At 40.4% G+C, this 22,024-nt stretch carries 18 protein-coding genes; 16 read left to right on the forward strand and 2 right to left on the reverse strand.

Going from position 1 to position 22,024, the window contains the following annotated elements:
* The first annotated feature begins 94 nt into the window (after positions 1-94).
* From ORD22_RS04245 to ORD22_RS04275, 7 genes are all read left to right on the forward strand, one after another.
* Positions 95-694: a class I SAM-dependent methyltransferase gene (locus tag ORD22_RS04245; RefSeq protein ID WP_317644643.1), complete on the forward strand. Its 600-nt coding sequence runs from the start codon at positions 95-97 to the stop codon at positions 692-694.
* A 136-nt stretch (positions 695-830) separates the two neighbouring features.
* Positions 831-1,895, forward strand: coding sequence for a GGDEF domain-containing protein (locus ORD22_RS04250; RefSeq protein WP_317644644.1), 1,065 nt, complete (start codon positions 831-833; stop codon positions 1,893-1,895).
* 177 nt (positions 1,896-2,072) lie between these two features.
* Complete coding sequence (locus ORD22_RS04255; RefSeq protein ID WP_317644645.1) at positions 2,073-2,453, forward strand: DUF3887 domain-containing protein; 381 nt, start codon at positions 2,073-2,075, stop codon at positions 2,451-2,453.
* A 384-nt stretch (positions 2,454-2,837) separates the two neighbouring features.
* Positions 2,838-4,184, forward strand: coding sequence for a dihydrolipoyl dehydrogenase family protein (locus tag ORD22_RS04260; protein WP_317644646.1), 1,347 nt, complete (start codon positions 2,838-2,840; stop codon positions 4,182-4,184).
* Between the two features lie 131 nt (positions 4,185-4,315).
* Positions 4,316-5,146, forward strand: a complete 831-nt coding sequence (thiD, locus tag ORD22_RS04265; protein WP_317644647.1) for a bifunctional hydroxymethylpyrimidine kinase/phosphomethylpyrimidine kinase — start codon at positions 4,316-4,318, stop codon at positions 5,144-5,146.
* A gap of 125 nt (positions 5,147-5,271) precedes the next feature.
* A complete protein-coding gene (locus ORD22_RS04270) occupies positions 5,272-7,335 on the forward strand; it encodes a DUF2339 domain-containing protein (protein WP_317644648.1) in 2,064 nt (687 codons plus the stop codon).
* Positions 7,336-7,585: 250 nt separating this feature from the next.
* Positions 7,586-8,602 carry an LLM class flavin-dependent oxidoreductase gene (locus ORD22_RS04275; RefSeq protein WP_317644649.1) on the forward strand — a complete coding sequence of 339 codons (1,017 nt, stop codon included), beginning with the start codon at positions 7,586-7,588 and terminating at the stop codon, positions 8,600-8,602.
* Positions 8,603-8,731: 129 nt separating this feature from the next.
* Here ORD22_RS04275 and pepF read toward each other — a convergent pair whose 3' ends face one another.
* Together pepF and ORD22_RS04285 are read right to left on the reverse strand one after the other, a co-directional pair.
* Positions 8,732-10,543: an oligoendopeptidase F gene (pepF, locus tag ORD22_RS04280; RefSeq protein ID WP_317644650.1), complete on the reverse strand. Its 1,812-nt coding sequence runs from the start codon at positions 10,541-10,543 to the stop codon at positions 8,732-8,734.
* A 79-nt stretch (positions 10,544-10,622) separates the two neighbouring features.
* Positions 10,623-11,069, reverse strand: a complete 447-nt coding sequence (locus tag ORD22_RS04285; protein WP_317644651.1) for a hypothetical protein — start codon at positions 11,067-11,069, stop codon at positions 10,623-10,625.
* A 157-nt stretch (positions 11,070-11,226) separates the two neighbouring features.
* On the opposite strand from ORD22_RS04285, the gene ORD22_RS04290 reads away from it, so the two are divergent.
* From ORD22_RS04290 to ORD22_RS04330, 9 genes are all read left to right on the forward strand, one after another.
* On the forward strand, positions 11,227-11,718 hold the full coding sequence (locus ORD22_RS04290; RefSeq protein ID WP_317644652.1) for a PaaI family thioesterase: 492 nt from the start codon (positions 11,227-11,229) through the stop codon (positions 11,716-11,718).
* Between the two features lie 20 nt (positions 11,719-11,738).
* On the forward strand, positions 11,739-12,941 hold the full coding sequence (locus ORD22_RS04295; RefSeq protein ID WP_317644653.1) for an MFS transporter: 1,203 nt from the start codon (positions 11,739-11,741) through the stop codon (positions 12,939-12,941).
* 73 nt (positions 12,942-13,014) lie between these two features.
* The gene (cysK, locus tag ORD22_RS04300; RefSeq protein WP_317644654.1) at positions 13,015-13,941 is read left to right on the forward strand and encodes a cysteine synthase A; all 927 of its coding nucleotides are present in this window, start codon (positions 13,015-13,017) and stop codon (positions 13,939-13,941) included.
* A 253-nt stretch (positions 13,942-14,194) separates the two neighbouring features.
* Positions 14,195-15,037: an ABC transporter ATP-binding protein gene (locus ORD22_RS04305; protein ID WP_317644655.1), complete on the forward strand. Its 843-nt coding sequence runs from the start codon at positions 14,195-14,197 to the stop codon at positions 15,035-15,037.
* Positions 14,970-15,725: an ABC transporter permease gene (locus tag ORD22_RS04310; RefSeq protein WP_317644656.1), complete on the forward strand. Its 756-nt coding sequence runs from the start codon at positions 14,970-14,972 to the stop codon at positions 15,723-15,725. The genes ORD22_RS04305 and ORD22_RS04310 overlap by 68 nt, the downstream gene beginning before the upstream one ends.
* Positions 15,726-15,754: 29 nt before the next feature.
* On the forward strand, positions 15,755-16,759 hold the full coding sequence (locus ORD22_RS04315; RefSeq protein ID WP_317644657.1) for an aliphatic sulfonate ABC transporter substrate-binding protein: 1,005 nt from the start codon (positions 15,755-15,757) through the stop codon (positions 16,757-16,759).
* A 247-nt stretch (positions 16,760-17,006) separates the two neighbouring features.
* On the forward strand, positions 17,007-17,732 hold the full coding sequence (locus ORD22_RS04320) for an NAD-dependent deacylase (RefSeq protein WP_317644658.1): 726 nt from the start codon (positions 17,007-17,009) through the stop codon (positions 17,730-17,732).
* A 17-nt stretch (positions 17,733-17,749) separates the two neighbouring features.
* Complete coding sequence (locus ORD22_RS04325; RefSeq protein WP_317644659.1) at positions 17,750-18,901, forward strand: exonuclease SbcCD subunit D; 1,152 nt, start codon at positions 17,750-17,752, stop codon at positions 18,899-18,901.
* The gene (locus ORD22_RS04330; protein WP_317644660.1) at positions 18,898-21,957 is read left to right on the forward strand and encodes an SMC family ATPase; all 3,060 of its coding nucleotides are present in this window, start codon (positions 18,898-18,900) and stop codon (positions 21,955-21,957) included. Before ORD22_RS04325 ends, ORD22_RS04330 begins: the two co-directional genes overlap by 4 nt.
* Positions 21,958-22,024 lie beyond the last annotated feature (67 nt).

Below are 22,024 nucleotides of genomic sequence, written 5' to 3' on the forward strand. Positions count from 1 at the left end.
CATTCGTACAACGAGCGTACCATAAATTAAAAAATGTAAGCATTCAATGAAGTAAATGAGATATGATACTAGTAGAAAAGAAGGCGTGAATGATATGAACAGTTTATTTCCAAAGCTATATGATCTAGCGATGAAGCCGCTCGAAGCGACTCGATTTAAAAAAGTACGAACTGATTTGGTGCAAACGGCTACAGGGAATGTATTAGAGATAGGTTCAGGAACAGGAATTAACTTTCCTTATTATCGGGATGCCGATCAGGTGGTGGCGGTTGAACCGAATCCATCCATGAGTAAACGAGCTGTACATCGTGGAAAGAATGCATCCGTACGAATAATAGTACATGAAGCATCTGCAGAATCCTTACCGTTTGACGATAATACATTTGATACGGTAATCGCAACACTAGTGTTTTGTACGATTCCAGATCCTTACAAAGCTTTACAGGAAATTCAACGTGTGAGTAAAGTAAATGCAAGAATTTTATTTTTCGAACATGTTCGAATGGAGCAGCAGCTATTAGGAAAGACCCAAGATTTCTTAAATCCTATATGGCAAATGATTTGTGATGGTTGCCAATTAAATCGTGATACCTTGAATATGATTACGTATTCCGGCATAGAGATAACAAAAATTGAATCATTATATGCCAAATTATTCTTGACGATTGAATGTCTCAATGTGAAAAGCGAATGATATACAAGGATATTGTGACTGTAGGGAACCTATAGTTCATACAATCGTATGATAGTACTATCATACGATTGGTAAATAAAAGTAAATAGTCGCCATAATAAAGATTTTGGCTCTAACGAAAAAGGAGCAATGTGTAGTGATTCAATCGATCTTATCTAATTTAGCAGTAATTTTACTAAGCCATTTGGCTATTACTACATTGATCGGCTACCGTGAACGTTTTTCCAAGCTACTATTGCAAATAAGTATTGTTTTATTAATGTCGATTACAGTTATTTCGATGTTCTATTTGCCGATTGTAGTTGACAATTTTCGTTTTGATTTACGATTGATCCCTCTTATGACGCTAGCAATATTTAGCGGCTGGCGCATTACGCTCTCGACACTTTTCATAGCTTGTCTTTGGCGATTATTTATGGGGGGCGTCGGAGCGATTCCAGGTGTGTTGTATGGAATGGCGTTACCTACAGTTTTTGCATTACTTTATGCAAGAATAATCGGTAGAAAAGGACGCTTGTGGGATCGGTTTGTCATCGTGTCTATCTGTTGGGCTATTTCTGATATTCCACTCATGTTTTTTCTTACTGATGGATTCTCAATACTAAAGCAAATTGGACCTTGGCGTTATTCTTCATTTTTAACGGCTACAATGATTTATTATACAGTGATTCAAATTGAAAAAAATCGTTTTGCTATGAAAGAACGGTTGGAATTTCTTGCAACCCATGATCAATTGACGGAGTTGTTGAATAGACAAGAATGTATACGTCTTACGGAAGTGAAAGCAAAATCGACTAGTAAGAACGTAAAACATTTTATTGCGATGTTCGATATTGATAATTTTAAAAGTCTAAATGATCGATATGGTCATGTAGCGGGTGATGAAACACTCATTCAAATGGCGCAGATTTTCAAATCATTTGAAACGGATCAAGTAAACATTGCGCGATATGGTGGAGAGGAGTTCATGATGCATATATGTGCACAAAATCGGGAGGAAGCGATTACGTTACTAGAGAGTATTCAAGAATGTATTCGCCAAACAGCTTTCCGTGTAACGCAAAATCAGACGATTTCGGTCACCGTATCAATTGGCCTAGCCCATTGGGAAGAAAATTCATCCTTACAAGATACGATTATGGAAGCGGATCAGAAGCTATACGTTGCGAAAGATCGTGGGCGAGATCAAATGGTAGTGTAAGTATAATTGTGGGTGAAACAGAAATCATTTTTCGTTTTTTTCTAGTGAAAAGCTGTTCGTGGAATCAGAGACGAATGATTGCTGGTTCCAGAACGGCTTTTTAATCGAAAGAATGATCTGTTGTTATAATAGAAGTTAAGTGTACTTTGTTTACTGGAAAGAAAGGGTTGTCGTAATGTGAGGAGATTATTAGTGCTAGTGTTCGTTACAGCTATACTGTTGGTTGCTTGTAGCAGTAATAAAATCGACGATTCAACCACAAAGCTTTATATTAGCAAAGCCGAAAAAGTCGTTACGTTACTAAATCAAGAAAAGTTTGATGAATTGCGCACGCTGTTTGATGATACGATGAAAGACGCGTTGACAGTAGAACAATTGAAGGAAACAAATGACATTATTAAAGAATCCGGTAGGTTTGTCAGTTTCGAAAAATCTTCTGTTGTCCTACGAGAAGGCTATTTTATTACGTCGCTAACAACAAAGTACAGTAAAGATCAGCGTGTATATTCGATTACTTTTGATGATCAACGACGAATGGCTGGACTGTATGTAAAATAAAAACCGGCTGTAATTCGCAAAAGCGACTTACAACCGGTTTTTTTGTGACAATATTTATTTCTTGATTTTCTCTGTGTATCTAATCGTTCAGGCTCTATGTAGAATACCGCTATGATAGAAATTGCTTCGGCTAGTATGAAAAACTACTACGTAAGCAGAGCCACTGGCAATTTGGTAAAGTCAGAAGCCAATTTACTAGCAAGTAACTTTGTTTCGAAGCGCACCGAATAGGATGTTTTTGAGCATTTACTATACAGTATGCTGCTAATTAAAGAAGTGCCTATATTTCGCAATACTTTACAAGTGTAACGAATAGCAATAAAGGGTATTTCATTACAGAATAGAGAGTTAAATATGTATACATAGTGAAGGAGGAGAATAGCTATGATCAAAGAATATGATTTGATAGTCATTGGTACGGGTAGTGCAGGTTCTATTACAGCTATGAAATGTAAAAAGGAGGGTTGGCGTGTCGCAATTATTGATGATCGTCCATTTGGTGGGACTTGTTCGCAACGTGGCTGTGACCCAAAGAAAGTATTGGTAAAAGCTGCAGAATTGATTGATTGGAATAAGCGAATGCATGGAAAAGGAATTGTGGAAGATAGTAAGATTGATTGGCCAGAATTAATGGCATTCAAACGGTCATTTACGCAATCCATTCCTGAAGATACCGAAGAGAAGTTTGGAAAAGTGGGCATTGATCTATATCATGGAAAAGCTCTATTCCAAAGCGAAAATGAATTGAAAGTTTGTAACGATGTACTTAAAGGTAAGTTTATCTTAATCGCATCAGGAGCGAAGCCTATGAAGATGGGAATCGAAGGGGAAGAACATTTACGGACGAGTGATGATTTTCTTGAGTTGGATACATTACCGAAAAAGATTATCTTTGTTGGTGGCGGATTTATCTCATTTGAATTCGCGCATATTGCAGCTCGTGCCGGTTCAGAAGTGCATATTTTGCATAGAAGTGAACGGGCGTTAAAGCATTTTGATCCTGATTTAGTCGAGGCGCTTATAAACTATTCAAGAAAGCTAGGTATTCACATTCATTTAGAAGTGGCGGTTAATAGCATTGAGACATGTGGAGATTCCTATATCGTACAAGGAGAGCAAGAGGATAGAGGGGTAGATTGGAAGGCAGATTTGGTCGTCCATGGGGCTGGACGGGAGCCGGCGCTTGATATGGATTTAGAAAAGGGAAATGTAGAACGAGACAAGCATGGCGTTCGAGTCAATGAATATATGCAGAGTATTAGTAATCCTTATGTCTATGCTGCTGGTGATGCAGCATCTACCAATGCCCCTCCATTGACGCCAATCGCTGCTACAGAATCCCATGTAGTGGCATCTAATCTATTGAAAGGTAATCATAAAACAGCGGATTATCCAATTGTGCCTACGGTAGTCTACACTGTACCAAAGCTTGCTTCAGTAGGGATGAGTGAGATACAGGCTAAAGAATCTGGTAAGAAAATCTTTGTGAAAGCCCAAAATACGACGGAATGGTTTTCACACCTACTAACAAATGAAGGTGTGGCCGCTTTCAAAGTGATTATTGATCAAGAAGATGGCGTTGTGCTGGGTGCTCATTTACTTGGTGAAGATGCGGAAAATTTGATCAATCATTTTGCGCTAGCGATTCGTTTTCAAATTCCAGTAGAAGATTTGAAGAAAATGCCGTTTGCCTACCCGACAGCCGCTTCAGATATTTCGTATATGGTGTAAACGGGAGTTAATACATCGGGCTTTGTTAAAAATTATGTATTTGACTCTAACAGCATCCTCACGGTATCCTTTACCATGACGCAGTTCCTACTGTTTAATGAATTACGTACATAGAAGAAGGAGAAGTGGCGATGATTATACAACGCGCATTAACGATCGCGGGTTCCGCTGCACGTGGCGGGGCAGGGATTCAGGCAGATTTAAAAACATTCCAAGAGTTCGATGTGTTCGGTACAACAGCAGTCACTGCAATAGTTGCAAGAAATCCTAGAACAGGACAAGGTATATTTCCTCAATCTTGGGACGCGATTGAAGCGCAACTCGTAACGATTGAAGAAGATATTGGTGTCGATGCATTAAAGACAGGCATGTTGTTTACAAAAGACATCATTGGGCACGTTGCAGAGTGGATTAAGCAAACGACAATTCAGAATATCGTAGTGGATCCGGTAATGATCGGTAAAATGGGTTCAGCTTTATTAAAAGAAGATGCGATGGAAGCGATGAAAAATGAATTAATTCCGTTGGCAACAATTATTACACCAAATATGCCAGAAGCGTCTTATTTACTCGGTGGGATGGAATTACATTCAGTGGACGATTTGAAAGAAGCCGCTCGTCGTCTAATTGAATTAGGACCTAGATTTGTGCTAGTTAAAGGTGGACGTCTGGAAGGTCCAGCAATCGATGTATTATATGACGGGAAGCAATTTTACTTACTTAAAGCCCCTCGTATTCACACAATCAATACGAATGGAGCAGGTTGTAGTTATTTGGCAGCCATTACGGCAGGACTAGCAAAAGGTCAGACTGTTCAAGACGCGGTAATTGAAGCGAAGAAATTTATTACGGCAGCTATTCGTCACTCGCTGATGTTTAAGGCGGGTGTTGGACCAACGTATCATGCTGCCTATGGCAAGTATAGTGAGACAGGTTGTACTGTAACAATCGAACAGGCATAACGAATCACCATCTAACGCAAGAGTCGTGTTGGGTGGTGATTTTTCATTGAAACTATTCTTGCAACAAAAGCGTAGGTACTATAAGACTTTCATTCGAATAAAACAGAGAAGAAGGAGGGAAGTCAATGGACGACAATAAAGAAATCTTGCAGCGGGTATCAGACTTGGAATCGGAAGTGCATCTGCTCAGGCAAGAGTTGGATCATTTAAAAGAAGACCGGCAACGAGTAAAGGAAAGTCACGATGTAGTTCGTAAAAAGAAAGAGTTTGTAAAGCCTTCACCTATTTTGGAGGACGAACGATGGGTAACAGATCATACGGTTCCACGTAAAGAGAAAAAAGAAGTGGATTTTGAGAAACAACTACGTGTTTGGTTACCACGTGTGTTCATGTTTATCTTATTATTAGGTGTCCTTTGGGGTTTAAAAGTAGGTATGGAGTATGGTTTTATTACAGGAGTTGTACGAATTGTATTAGGTTTTGTCGCTTCAGCTGGGCTCTATTTCCTTGGTATGCGCTATATAAAGCGAGGGAAGAATGGCTTCGGACTGACATTACTAGGTGGATTTATCGCACTCGGGATTCTAACTACGTTTGCGGCGTATTATTTGTATGATTATTTCAACTTCTTCGTCGCATTCATTGTGGGGATTGGCTATATCGTAGCCGGCCTATATTTATCATTGAAAACAAAATCGGAGACATTGACGATATTCTCTGCGCTTGCCGGATTCTTACTACCATTCTTGTTGCAAGGGCAAGGCGCGACTGACATTCAATTTTGTCTGTATGTATTATTGTTATTCTCTTCGTTATTTTTCGTCTCGTTACGGAATCAGCATAAGTACTCATTTTATGTGACGTTTTTATTATTCCATTTGACGTTAGTTGCTTATGTTGTGCTTGGCGGATTTGAAGTCAATGAGAAAATAATGGTTGCAACAGCGTTACTTCAACATATAGTACTTCTCGCAGTCTATTTGAGAGGTTATATTGCAAGACAAGTATTTACAGAAACTCTGATTTATACAAACTTTGTATTTGCGTTAGGGTGGATTAAATTTTTAGAGTACCATCAGGAAATCATCCTGTTTGGTTTATTTGCGGCTCTGTATGTTACACTTGCGGTTTACGCATTTGTAAGAAAAAAGTCATTACTTCACGGTGTATTCTCTGCAGTTGCTATCTTGGCAATAAGTGCATTTATCTTGGCTTTCCAATCAGATGAAATGTATGTGAAAGTAATTTTATTACTACTAAATGGGGCAATCGGCGTGTGGATTGGGCTATATTATCAAACGATCCGATCAGTCGTAACAGGTGGAATTGTCTATTTGTTTGCAGCCTACGCTACAGTTATAGCAGTTGTTTTTACAAGTTTGTGGACTATTGAACATCTCGTGTGGTTCGTATTAATCGTTACTATGTGCGTGTTGTATTATTCGTTCTATAGATGGCGCCCATCGTTTATTAAGGACATATTTCATATAGACCAATCATTAGTCGTGGGTCAGCTTATTTTTCTAGTATATGTGTTTAAGATAGTAAAGCTATTCCTGGAAGACATGAATGGATCTTATCAAACCTTACTTCATATTCAGTTAGGAATTCTTGCGATTGTTCTAGGTATATTTTACACATTACGAAAATGGCAACATGGCCGTTATATCACACACGCAGTCACCATAGAGTTTCTTCTAGCTAGTTTTATTATACTAGGAACGAGTCTAGGCGGTAGCACGATAGGGAATGTGTTTTATTTCAACCTAGCCGTGCAGTTAGTCTATGTTGCCCTTTTGATGTTGTTGTTTTTATCGATTGTGACCAACAGCTTTTATCTCTCGCTGAGGATACAAACGAGTGCGCTTGCCGTGTGCATGCAAATCATTACCTTTATCTTTTTGAATAAATGGTATTTCGCGATTGTTTGGATGAATAATTGGTCAACGGAGTGGATTTTGCTCGTCCATACATCTTGGCTGTTTGGCTTCGCGTTTCTGTCGATAACGATCGGGAGAAAAATGCAATGGAAAGCGGTCAAAGTTCTAGGCGTTGTCCTTATAGGGGCTTGTATCGTCAAGTTATTCCTTGTAGATCTGTACAGTATTTCCATTATTATTCGATCCGTTCTCTTTATCGTCGTTGGTGTGGCGGGGTTGCTTTATACTCGTACGTTATGGAGAGAGTGAAGTGAGTAAAAATACTTGGACAGCGGGTCGGTATTTAGGCTTTAGAAAGTGACGCTTTCCTAAAGGGGAGCTGAGCCGCTTCTTCCTAGAATATAGGACAAATATATCATATCACTATCCTGATTTACGAGAGGGGACAGAGAATATACTCTCAGTCTTTTTCGATTCGATTGATTGTACATCCCGTAAATTAGTTGGTAAGGTTACTAATAGTAAGCTAGATAAGTACACGCCTTAAGGAGTGAATGAATTGATTAGAGAACAAGCGAAGAAATATAAAGGAATCCCTTTGTCGATACTAGATTTAGCGATGATTAATGAAGGTAGCGATGCGGGAGAGTCATTTAAGAATAGTGTAAGTCTTGCGCAACATGCAGAAGATTGGGGATTTAACCGCTATTGGCTGGCTGAACACCATAATATGCCGGGGGTTGCAAGTTCAGCGACATCAGTCATTATTGGACATGTAGCCGGCCAGACGAAAAGCATTCGAGTAGGATCAGGCGGTATTATGTTACCTAACCACGCACCGCTCGTCATTGCCGAACAGTTTGGTACGTTAGACGCAATGTATCCAGGACGTATTGACCTTGGTTTAGGTCGTGCGCCAGGAAGTGACCAAGCCACAGCCTATGCGCTGCGTCGCACATTGCATAGCGGAGGAGAGGACTTCCCGCAACAAGTGGATGAGCTGCGCACGTATTTCGCGGGAAATCCTACTGACCGCGTGCGTGCGTTTCCAGGAGCGGGTCAACAATTGCCGATTTGGTTATTAGGTTCAAGTGGTTTCAGCGCACAATTGGCTGCACAACTTGGTTTACCGTTTTCATTCGCTAGTCACTTTGCACCAGCTTATATGATGCAGGCATTACAACTGTATCACCAAAACTTCCGTCCTTCTAAGGATCTTGAAAAACCATATGCGATGATGGGTATCAACTTGATTGCAGCCGATACTGATGAAAAGGCACAGTATATAGCCACATCCATGCAACAGCAATTCTTAAATATCCGTCAAGGAAAAATGACACAGTTTACGCCGCCAATTGAAGATATTAATGCTACTTGGTCACCGTTTGAGCAAGAAGCCGTGGCACAACAGAGCGAAGCGCCATCCGTTATTATTGGTAGCCCTGAAACTGTGCGTCGCAAACTTGAGGAGTTCATTGATTTAACGAAAGCGAATGAACTGATTATTAGTTCAGGTATATTCAATCATGAAGACCGTCTACGTTCGTATGAAATTATTAGTGAAATAATGGATTGATCATGTGAGATTGAATATAAGTAGAAGTGGTAAATGGATAGTTGCTGAGTCGCCTAATTTTCCATTCTTTAATGTATAAACGTAAGCCTCCGCTATGCAAAAACTTTGCGTAGCGAAGGCTATTTGTATTTATTGTGCTTCGATTTCTTTTGTCAATTGCTCGATTTGTTCGATTAACCCACCAATATAGGCAACGGTGTCACGTAATGGTTTGTCGGTTGTGATATCGATACCTGCCATCTTCGCAAGTTCAGCAGGTTTTTTAGATCCACCTGCACGCAAGACGTTTAACCAGTCTTCAACTGCTGGTTTGCCTTCGTTTAGTACTCGTTTTGCCATTTCTGTTGAGATGGTCAACCCTGCGCTGTACGTATATGGATACAAGCCCATATAATAATGCGGTTGACGCATCCATGTCAGCTCTGCCCCTTCATTTAGCGTGATTGTATCACCCCAGAATTCTTCGAGTACTCCGCGTTTCAAGTCGTTTAAGATGGTCGCATTGACATTGCCGCCAGCATCAACAAGCTCATACACTTTACGCTGGAATGCAGCTTCTAGTAAATGCGTCACGAAGTTATGGTAGTATGTTCGTGCAACAATAGAAGAAAGTACCCAACGTTTGAACTTCGGGTCTTCAGAGTTCTTCAATAAATGATTGGCCATCAACATTTCATTCATCGTAGATGGTGCCTCGATGAAGTACAGTGATGACATAGAGTTAAATAAGTTTTGTGAACGATTGGCATGATAGAAGTGGCCAGCGTGACCTAGTTCGTGCGCCAATACAAAGACGTCTTCCATACTACCAGTCCAAGAAATCAGAATGAAGGAATCGCTACCATATGGACTAGCACAGAAAGCACCTGTTGATTTCCCTTCGTTTTGAGCAAAGTCAATCCAGCGCTCTGAATATGCACGGTTGACCATATCAAGATAATCGTCACCCATAATAGCAAGAGCATCATTCATATACGTTTTAGATTCTTCAACAGTAATAGACGGCTCATATAAAGGGTCAATAGGCATTTTCAGATCAGCAAATGTCATCTCATCTAAGCTGTAGATTTTTTGAAGTAGCTTTGCATACTTACGCATATGCGGTGCTAATTCCTCCATAATTACGTCAATTTGTCGATTGTACATTGCGCGGTCTGCGTCTTGTTCCATCAATAAATAATCGATAACGGAATCATAGCCACGAAGATTAGCAATCGTTTTCTCTGTTTGCACATGCATATCATACGTTTTCGCTGTAGTATGCTGATATTCTCTTAATTTGCTTGAAAACGTATGGAATGCCGCTCTTCGTTTAGCAGTATCCGGTTCAGATTCCCATGCGCCTTCAAATGATACATAGCTTAACGGATACTTCACACCATCTACAGTGAAGTCTGGAAAGTTGATATCAGCTAGTTTTGTCGTGTTATACAGAGAGTAGGGTGCTTGGAAAGTAGAAGATAGCGCTGCGAGCGATTTCTCTACCTCGGGATGTAACTGGTGAGGTTTCTCACGGATGATTTTCTCGAATAATACTGAATAGTCCTCGGATTGTTCGCTAGCTTGTTGTAAGATTTCTTCCGATAGCTCTGATAGCTCACTCATCACAAATGACGTTTGACTGCCGATTTTTGCAGCAAGAGAGCTGAATCGACTTTCTCTCATTTGGGCAGTGTCGTTTGTTAAGTCAACGCTTGCTGCCAATTCAGCATAACTTGCAATCGGTATGACTTTCTCTTGAAGGCTACGATAGACGTCTAGAGCTTTAATAGCGGATGCTGCATCAGTGATTGAGCCTTTATACTGTGTTGCAAATGAAGTAGCTTCCTTTTCAACCTCTTGAACCGCCTGTTGATACGCTTCTTCATTTGCAAATAAAGTTTGTAGATTCCATGTTTCTTGCTCTGCTACTTGTGCACGTTTAGGTAAGCTTTTGACCAATGTGAATCTCTCCTTCAAATCGATTATTCGGTTACCGAATTAATAAATAGTATAGTACAGAAATTGCTTTAGTACAAAATTACGGTTTATTAGAAAGAATGAATTCCATCAACCAATCAACTTGCAGTGGTCCATTGACAACTTCATAATACAGACGATCGTTTTGGATGAGAATACCTTCTTCTATTAAAATGGTCATCCGATTTCCTGAATCATCGCGAAGGTCAATTGTGAATAGCGGTTGATCATCAAAAAGTTCGAGTGTATTCGGATCGACTCGCTCGTAATCATATGCTTGTAGAAATTGCAGTAACCGATCTACTTCTTCTACCTGATCTACTTCCCACGTAGTAGCGGATTGTTCATGTAGGCTAGGTTGTCTAAAAGTAATTGTTGAAAAGGGTGTGTCTGTATGTTCCGCATATAACCAATCGAATGGATTGGATGAGGATTCATTAAGTGTTTGAATCATAACGTAGAAACCACTAGCGACTAACAAAGCTAGTAAAACACCACGTATTTTCATAGGGGTTCCCTCCTTTATCGTGTCTCTCTAGTATATGAGCGTAGTCGCAAAAATACGTACAGAAGCACAGTCTCTCTATCTTATGTTTTCATTTATGTCGATATTTCAATTTTCGGAATGTATAATAAAGAGAATTCATCTAAAAGGAGGTTTTTTTTTGAAAGAATATTTAACGAATGCGATTCAGGATCAGTATCCGGATGATTTTTCATGGTGTTATGGTTGCGGTCGTTTAAATGAAGAAGGAAATCATTTTAGAACCGGTTGGGAAGGTGACCAAACGGTGACATACACATTGCCACCCGAGAAATATACAGCGATTCCTGGATTTGTCTACGGAGGATTTTTAGCATCATTCCTGGATTGTCATGGTACAGGTTCTTGTGCATTAGCACTCCATCGGAAAAATGGTCACGAACCGGGTGATGATGCGGTTCCGCCACGCTTCGTAACGGCTTCATTGCAGATTACTTATAGCAAGCCCACTCCGCAAGGGCAAGTATTGAAAGCTGTCGGAAAGGTAACAGAAATTCATCCGAAGAAGTGGAAGGTAGATGTAGAAATTTTTGCGGGTGATGAATTATGCGCAGCAGGAGAAGTTGTCGGTGTAGTCATGCCTGCGACCTTCACAAATAAATTAGACAACTAGACAAGGTGTGAATAGATTACATGAACAAGTCTACACAAGCTAATAATCCCGTATTTCCTATTATGATAGCAATTGCGGTATGTCATTTATTTAATGACACGCTGCAATCTGTGATTCCGGCGATGTTGCCGATTCTTAAAGAAGAATATCAATTTAGTTATACCCAATTAGGTTTTATCGCGTTTTCATTGAACATTGTTGCTTCTTTATTACAGCCAGTCGTCGGTTATTTTAGTGATAGGAAGCCAAAACCTTTTGCGTTACCGATCGGCATGACATTTTCTCTTGTCGGGATGTTGGGTCTTGCCTTAGCTCCGAACTATTCGTTAATTATCATTTCTGTGCTGTTTCTTGGACTTGGTTCTGCTATATTTCATCCAGAAGGTTCACGAGTAGCATTTTTATCTGCGGGCAATAAACGAGGTCTTTCCCAGTCAATCTACCAGGTGGGGGGGAATTCAGGGCAAGCACTTGCTCCGTTAATTAGTGCATTTGTTCTCGTGCCAATGGGTCAGATTGGTGCAGCTTTTTTCGTATTAGTAGCAGCGGCGGGAATTGCTTTACTTTCAAAGATTTCATTTTGGTATAAAAAACAGTTAGAGGAAGAACGTCTAGGAAAACGCAAGAAAGTCTTGTTGACGACGATGGAAAATCTGACGAAGAATCAAGTCATCATTGCACTCATTCTATTAATGGCTATCATATTTGCACGGTCGTTCTATGTAACGAATATTACAAGTTTTTATGTCTTTCATTTGATAGAAAATTACGGGCTGACGATTACTAAAGGCCAATTATATATTTTCTTGTTTTTAGCACTTGGTGCAGTCGGGACATTCTTAGGTGGACCTATGGCCGATCGGATAGGACGAAAAAATGTGATTTTACTTTCGTTGATTGTGCCATTGCCTCTTTGTTTGTTGCTGCCATATGCACCATTATGGGCTGTGATCATTCTCCTTCTCGTCATTGGATTTTTCTTGATGCTCAGCTTCTCGGTAACGGTAATCTATGCTCAAGAACTTGTACCATCTAAAATTGGTACGATGGCTGGGTTAACTGTAGGACTAGCATTTGGTATGGGAGCAATCGGTGCAGTAGTGATTGGTCAATTGATAGACTCTGTAGGGATTTATCAAACGATGATTATTACATCCTTCTTACCGTTCATCGGCTTGGTCGGTTTGGGCTTACCACGCGATCAGAAAGTGAAAGCTGCGTAACAGTGTGATTGTATATGTACAAAAAGTAATTAATTGCGATACTAATTCCATTAATAAGAAGTAGGTGTGCACAATGAAGGTAGTAAACAATATGGCAGAGTTGATTGGCGATACACCGCTTGTAAAAGTTCGAACGCTTGGTGACACGAATGGTGCAGCTGTTTACGTCAAACTAGAATACTTTAATCCAAGTCGAAGTGTTAAAGACCGTGCGGCATATCAAATGCTTGCAGAAGCAGAAAAAAGCGGCGTCTTAACTCCGGGTGCTACGATTATCGAACCGACATCCGGTAATACGGGTATCGGCCTCGCCATGAATGCAGCAGCGAAAGGCTATCCTGCGATTTTTGTTATGCCGGATAATTCAACAATTGAACGTATTAACTTAATGAAAGCATACGGAGCCAAAGTTGTGCTGACACCAAGTGCCAATCGTATGCCGGGGGCTATTGCGAAAGCGAATGAGATTGCAGGGTCTATTGAAAACAGCTTCATCCCTATGCAGTTCGAAAACAAAGCAAACCCGGATAGTCACCGTCATACAACAGCGGTTGAGATTATCGAGTCGATAGCTTCGATTGATCGAAAACTAACGGCATTCGTCTGTACATCAGGCACGGGTGGAACGGTGACAGGGACGGGAGAGTCGCTTAAACAACATGACCCCAACATTACAGTACATGTAGTAGAACCTGCAGGATCGCCAGTACTATCCGGTGGTAAGCCCGGTAAACATAAACTAGTTGGCACAAGCCCTGGTTTCATTCCATCTGTGTTAAATACAGATATATATGATGAAATTTTCCGTATTGAAGATGAAGATGCGTACAGAACGGTTCGCCAATTTGCAAAACAAGAAGGCGTTTTATTAGGTCCTTCTGGCGGTGCATCACTCTACGCTGCATTACAGGTAGCGAAGCGTCTGACACCTGAAGATACAGTCGTTTGCATTGCGCCAGACTCGGGTGAAAGGTATTTATCTAGTGATTTATTTCAATGAATGAATAGAATGAACCTCTTCCATAATTTGTGGGAGAGGTTTTTTGATTTGAAAAGTCTCAATGGAAATCCTTATGCCTAAAGTGTTTTTTTATATTTTTAAGAAATAAAGCATGTGAAAAAAGAATTTTCGAAATAGAGTTGACAAAACCTACAGGAATGGTAGATTATATACATAGTAATACATATAAAGATACTAGGGATTAGATAAAGCGAATGCACAATTGAGAAAATGATAGGCGGGGGGAATCGTGATGTACTTATCAATTAAAGGAATAGAAAAGAGCTTTCCCCACAAAGAAAAGGGAACAGTCAAAGTGTTGGATCATATTGATCTAGAAGTAGAAAAGGGTCAGTTTGTTTCAATTGTAGGGCCTTCTGGCTGTGGGAAGTCCACGATGCTGTATTTGATAGCTGGACTTGAAAAAGCCGATTCAGGAACAATTAGCATTAATGGCAACGAAGTAACAGGCTCAGGTTCTGATCGTGTCGTGGTCTTTCAGGAAGCGGGATTATTTCCTTGGCTAACGGTACTCGATAATGTGACGTACGGTTTGCTACTAAAGAAGATGCCAAAAAAGGAAGCAGAACAGAAAGCGATTGAAATGCTGAAAATGGTTCACTTGGGAAATTATATAAATTCTTATCCACACCAGTTATCAGGCGGTATGAAACAGCGTGTCTCTATTGCGAGGGCGCTAGTTATGGAGCCGGATATTTTATTGATGGATGAACCATTCGCAGCACTGGATGAACAGACGCGCATGGTTTTGCATAAAGAGTTGTTGGAAATTTGGAGAAAAACGAAAGTGACAGTTTTCTTCATTACACATAATATTCGAGAAGCAGTACTACTTTCACAAAAGATTGTCGTGTTCGCTACTCGGCCTGGAAAAATTAAAGCAATTTTTAATTCGAAAGATTCGAAAGATGGCATCGAACCAAATGATGTAATGTTGCGACTAGAAAAACAGATTTTGGCTGAACTGCAAGATGAAATAGAGAAAGTGTTGAAGGAGGAGATGGGCGATGACTACAGCTTTAAGACGAATAGTGTTTCTCGGGATACTAGTGGCGATATGGGAAGTCACATCTAGACTATCAGAGTTACCAGACTTTATGTTTCCGAGTTTCACGCAAGTCATGTCTACTTTGTTTTCAGGACTTCTCTCCGGTCAGATTTTAACCGCGATTGGTGCCAGCCTAAGTCGCTTGCTTATCGGATTTACCATCGCCTCTGTACTCGGCCTCATCTTAGGTTACTTAATTTGGCGCTATAAGCTAATTGAAGATACACTTGGTTTTTTAGTCACTGCATTGCAGTCGATTCCAAGTATCGTATGGTTTCCACTGGCGATCATCTGGTTTGGCCTAAATGATTTTGCGATTTTATTCATTGTTACATTAGGGGCTACGTGGACGATGATTGTCAATGCGACAAGTGGATTCAAAAACGTACCCATACTTTACCAGCGTGTAGCGAAATCGCTTGGTTCAGGTGGGTTTCACTTCTTACGTACGGTAATCTTACCTGCATCTGTGCCACAATTAATATCAGGTTTACGTATAGCTTGGGCTTTCTCCTGGCGTGCACTCATGGCAGGGGAATTACTAGGCGCTAGTGTTGGGTTAGGTCAACTACTCGAAGCAGGTAGGGCACTCGGGCAAATGGATTTAGTTATTTCCGTTATGATCATCATCGGTGTGATCGGTACAATTATGGATAACGTATTATTCTTACGTTTGGAACGAAGTGTAGAAAGAAAATGGGGAATTCGAGCGTAACTCGCTGAATTAGAAAAGAGGAATGGAATATGAAAAAGAAATTACTAGGTGGATTACTTTCAGCAGTGGCGGTTGCTGGACTTTTAGCTGGATGTGGCAATAAAGACGCGGAGGATGCTGAAAAAAATGAAGTGAAGATCGGTTATTTTCCCAACTTAACACATATTGCTACAATTATTGGGTTAGAGAAGAACTATTTCGAAGAAGAATTCGGTGAAGACATCAAAATCTCAACGAAAACCGTAAGTAATGGTGGATTGTTCATGGAAGCAATGGCTTCAAACTCGATTGATATAGGTACAGTAGGACCAGGGCCCATCATTAACTATTTCGTCAAAGACCCGAAATACCATATCGTTTCTGGAGCAGTGAATGGTGGTGCGGTATTAGTTGCAGATGGTGACAGTGATATTAATGAATTAGCGGATTTAGATGGTAAGCGTATTGCGATTCCAGTAATCGGTAGTACACAGGATGTCATGTTACGTAAAGCGTTGAAAGACGTTGATTTGAAAGCAAAAGCTAATGGTGGATCGGTAGAATTCTTCGCAGCGGCTCCGGCTGATACAGCAACGTTGTTCATCCAAAACTCAGTAGATGGTGCAGCGACACAAGAACCTTGGGGCTATATTTTGCAAAACCAAGCGGGCGGAAAACTGTTATTGGATTGGGAAGACTTCGCATGGGGTAAAGAATCTACGAACACAGTTGTTGCAACGAGCGACAATTTCTTGAAGCATGATGATTTAGTAAAAGCTTATTTGTCAGCGCATGCGAAAGCTGTACAATTCGTGCGTGACGAGCCAGAAGAAGCACAAGCACTTGTCGTAAAACATATCAAGGACTTAACAGGTAAAGAGCTAGGAGCAGACGAACTAGAAGCTGCATTCAGCCGTATTGAAGTAACAACTGACGTTAACGAAGACGTGTTACAAGAAATGGCTGACATCAGTCAAGAAGCAGACTATATTAAAACGAACGACATTGACGGGTTGATTGATTTAAAAGTAATTAATGAGATGATATCTAAATAAAAGCGAACGAGTATCCTTTAGAGGGTGCTCGTTTTTTTGTTTGAAAGAATAGGGGAAGTAAAAGTAACGTGTTACACTGCGCGCAAGCCACACTCTTCAGAAAGCGCTCGCTTTTAAAGCGTAAATACCGAAGCGCTTATAACGTCACTTATTCTATATCCTTAAGTTATTGTCAATCCTGCTAAAAACAAAATATGCTACTATATATATAGAACGTAATTTCGTATAAACGGAAAGGATGAGAGATATGCTAGCTAATTTATTGAAGGAATCGAAGCGTACGATTGTCTACACAGGTGCAGGAATGTCAACAGAGAGTGGATTACCTGATTTCCGTTCCGCAAAGACGGGCATGTGGGAAATGGAAGATCCGTCAAAGGTGGCAAGCGTCACAGCGCTAAATCACCACGTCGAACAATTTTTCCAGTTCTATAAACACCGCGTAGTTGCTGCGAAAGAAACAGGTCCACATAAAGGACATGAAATCTTGGCGAAATGGGAACATCAAGGCTTAATCAACGGCATCATCACACAAAATGTCGATGGCTTTCACACGATGGCTGGATCGAATAACATCATGGAACTACATGGTACATTACGCAAAGTTCATTGCGAAAGTTGTGGGGAAGTCTACGGCAATGAGCGTTATGAACAAGATGACTTCTATTGTGATTGTGGTGGGAAGTTACGTCCGTCCGTTGTGTTATTCGGTGAAATGTTGCCGGAAGAGCCTTTTATCCAATCGATAGTTGAAAGCGAAAGAGCAGACTTATTCATCGTTCTCGGATCATCCTTAACTGTCACGCCGGCAAACCAATTCCCGATTATGGCGAAGCAAGCAGGTGCAAAACTCGTAATTATTAACATGGAACCGACCGAAATGGATCATCTAGCAGATTTAGTCATCCATGAACGGAAGATTGGCGAAGTGCTTAAAGAAGCGGATGATTCATTAACTAGCAAATTTTATTAAAAGAAGAGGTGGCTATATTGAAAATATTTCACACGGCTGACTGGCATCTTGGGAAACTAGTTCAAGGTGTCTACATGACAGAAGACCAACGCTACATCTTGCAGGCCTTTATTGAAGATATTAAGACAGAACGACCAGATGTCGTCATTATTGCAGGAGACTTGTACGACAGAGCAATCCCCCCAACAGAAGCTGTCGGACTGTTAAATGAAGTCTTACATGAAATAGTCATTGATCTAAAAACACCAGTGATAGCCATAGCAGGTAACCATGATAGCCCTAGCAGACTGCATTTTGGTAGTACATTCATGAAAGACCAAGGACTCTACATAACAGGTGAACTACGTGAAGATTTGCAACCTGTAATATTGCAAGATCCGTTTGGTGACGTAAATTTTCATCTTATCCCTTATGCGGATCCTTCAGTTGTCAGTCATTTGTTTAAAGATGATATAGTTACTAGCCATCAGCAAGCGATGAAGAAAATCATCGGGACTATTCAGCAATCAATGGATCAAGAGGCAAGACATGTCTTCATCGGTCACGCGTTTATCACGCCGCATGGTGAAAAGGAAGACAATACAAGTGATGCGGAACGGCCTTTATCCATCGGAGGAGCAGAATACGTCTCCTCTGATTTATTTGAGCCGTTCCATTATACGGCACTCGGCCATTTGCATAGAGCGCATTTTGTAGGCAATGAAACGATACGTTATTCGGGCTCTCCTTTAAAATATTCCATATCTGAAGAGAATCATCAAAAAGGTTATCTAATGGTCAACTTACAAGAAGATGGTCAAGTGGAGATTGAGAAAAGATTACTACATCCATTACATGATGTCCGTACAGTCGAAGGGACGATGGAGGAAGTGCTTGCAATGGATTCAAATGAAGATTACGTATTCGTTAAACTCCTTGATACCGTGCCAATCATACAACCGATGGAGAAAATTCGCTCCGTCTTTCCTAATGCAATGCATGTAGAGCGCAAACTATTCGCCTCTTCAACAGAAAGTCTTGGCAGCACAGTAGATGTAGAAAAACGACAAGATGACCGTGCGATGTTTTCTTCCTTCTATAAAGAATTACAGGGGGAAGAGGTCGACGCTGAAACAGCGCAGTTATTCGCTGAGGTTTTGTGGGAAGTGAATGAGGAGGAAAACGTATGAAGCCTATTCAATTGACTATGACAGCGTTCGGTCCGTATAAAGATACTGAAATAGTAGATTTCCGCGACTTAAAAGAGCACCGTCTATTTGTTATCTCCGGAAAGACGGGAGCCGGGAAAACAACGATATTCGATGGCATTTGTTTTGCGCTGTACGGACAAGCGAGTGGTGAAGATCGAACAGATACGAAAGCGTTGCGCAGTCAATTTGCGGATGATGCTGTTCAGACAACTGTAGAATTGATATTTGATATTCATCAACGTAGATTTCGTGTGTTACGCCAAATCCCTTATAGAAAACAAGGCAATAAATCGGATACGCTTGGACGTTGTGAATTATATGAAATAAAAGGAGAGCAATCGATTCCTGTAGTCGATAGGCAAATCGTGACGGAAGTAAATGAAAAAATCGAGCAATTACTCGGATTCACGCATGCACAATTTAGCCAAATCATGATGTTGCCACAAGGAGAATTTCGTAAATTCTTAACGTCTGATACAGGAAATAAAGAAGCGATAATGCGAAAAATCTTCAAAACCGAACCGTATCAAAAAATTGTCGATAAAGATGAAGCGCATGCAGCGTATTTACAGGAAAAACAGATGAGCGACACGATCCTTCATCAAATACCTGCAAAATTACCCTTGCGAGAATCTTTGTTATTCACAGAGCTAGCTTCAGAATATCCAAACTACCATCAATTGATCGTGGGTCTTCAAGAAGAAAACGTCTATTATAAAGAGAAATCTGCTGCACATAACGGTGACTATACAAATCTTTATAAAGCGCATGATGATAAGCAAAAAGAATTATACAATGCGCGTTCCATGAATGAACAATTTGACAAACTTCTAAAGCGTCAGCTAGAACTTGCGCAACTTGAAATGAAAACAGCAGAAATAACTAGCCTTAAGCAACAGCTCCAAGAAGCAGAACGTGCAGCAATGCTCGAAGACTTAGAGCAACAAGTGAAGGCGAACGAAATCGAATTACAAAAGAAGGAAGCTAGCTATCAAGAAGCTATAGCTTTACTTGCGACTGCTAATGAAAAACTAGTCCAAACAACAGCTAGTTATAGTGAGCAACAAGCAATGGAGCCTGAACGTATAGCTTTGAAAGAAGAGTTGCTCCAATTAAAAGGGCACTTGCCAACAGTATCAGGCCTTACTGCGCAGCTTCAACAGATTGAACAATTACAGAAAAATGTAGCGCAACTTGATAAACAATTACAGCAAAACCTTCAAGAAATCGAACAACAACAATTATCCATTAACGCGCAGAAGGATGAAATAAAAGCACTCGAATCTGCATTAGAAGACTATGAGCTACATGTGGACGAACTATCAAACGTTACAGATATTGCAAAGCTTTTAAAACACTATCAACAGCAAGTCCTTGCTTGTAAGTTACTTGATCAACAATACGAAGTTGCTAAAGTGGAAAATGAAACGAGTGCAGTTGCTTACCAGAAACTTGAAGGTCATTGGATTAGTAACCAGGCACTTTTATTAGCTACTTCATTGCACGATGGTGATGCCTGTCCAGTGTGCGGTAGTATCGATCATCCTGCAAAAGCGACAAGTATTGGGGAGCAGCAGGTGACTAAGCAACAAGTAGACGATGCGAAGAAAGAATTGCAGAAAAAAGATCAATTTTTCCATGCCAAGCAAGCAGAAAGACAGCAACTTCAGCAACAAATCGAAACAATCAAAGCTGAACTATCGGAACGGCAAGTCAATCTTGTGCATGATTACGAAGAACAACGGGTGGAGTTGACTCAGAAAGTTGCGTCCTTACGAAAAAAACGTGAAGTGCTGAAGGTTAAAAAAGAATCGTATGCGCAAGCTGAACTCTCTCAAGAACAACGATATACCCAGTCAAAAACATTACAGCAACTACGTAATGAAACGAATGGAGAGTTTGAAACAAAGCGAGCGCTCTATGATCATTCGATTTCAACAGTACCGAAAGAATTAAGAGAACTACCGGCCTTGCAGCAGCAAATTCGAATGAAAGAAGCGGCTACTGAACATTTGGAGAATGAGTGGAAAACGATCCAACAGCAACTGCAGGAAGCTAGTACGCTACAAACGAAACTCGATTCACGACACCAGATGGAGAAGCAAGCCGTCTTAGAAATGAAAGAAAAACTAGTGAACAGTGTACAAGCTTTTAAGCAACGCCTGAAAGAACAAGGTTTTAATTCGGAAGAAAGCTATCTACAAGTAAAGTTACCTCATAATCGCAGACAGGAAATTCAGCAACAATTACAAACATATGAACAGCAACTTCATACTGTTAAAGCAACTTTGGATGAATTGAAACGAGTGACAGAAGGTAAGCAACCTGTTGAACTTGAGGTAATAGAGCAACAAGTACAGCAACTGAAAGAACAATATGAGAAGGCATTAGAAACATATAATCAAACACGTACGTGGCAACAGGCTGCTCAGGACTTATGTGAGCAACTAGAAACAAGTAAATCTCGTGTCGTTACATTAGAGGAAACGTACGGTAAAGTGACGAATCTATACGATGTTGTTCGAGGTCAAAATCGACTCAAAATCTCTTTTGAACGATATATTCAAATCGAATACTTGGAACGAATTATTCAAGCTGCTAACATCCGATTACGTGATCTGTCAAACGGCCAATATGAATTAGTCCGTAGTGATCGTCAAGAGATGAGAGGTAAGCAAAGTGGCCTCGGAATAGATGTGAATGATGCATATACGGGACAGACAAGGGACGTTAAAACCTTATCGGGTGGAGAAAAATTCAATGCTTCACTATGCTTGGCACTTGGTATGGCTGATGTAATCCAGAGTTTTCAAGGCGCTGTGCGTATGGAGACGATGTTTATTGATGAAGGATTCGGGGCGCTAGATGAAGAGGCAATCCAAAAAGCGATTGATACATTAATTGCTCTTCAACAATCTGGTAGAATGATTGGCGTTATTTCCCACATAGAGGAGATGAAAGAGGCGATCCCTGCAACATTAGAAGTGACGAAGATGAAAGAAGGATATAGTAAGACGAAATTTGTCTTGAATTAAAAGAATATACAATAGAAGAATCTAGTTGCATACGCAACTAGATTTTTTGAATTGACTCATATTCAAA

Source organism: Sporosarcina sp. GW1-11, assembly GCF_033088395.1.
GTDB lineage: Bacteria > Bacillota > Bacilli > Bacillales_A > Planococcaceae > Sporosarcina.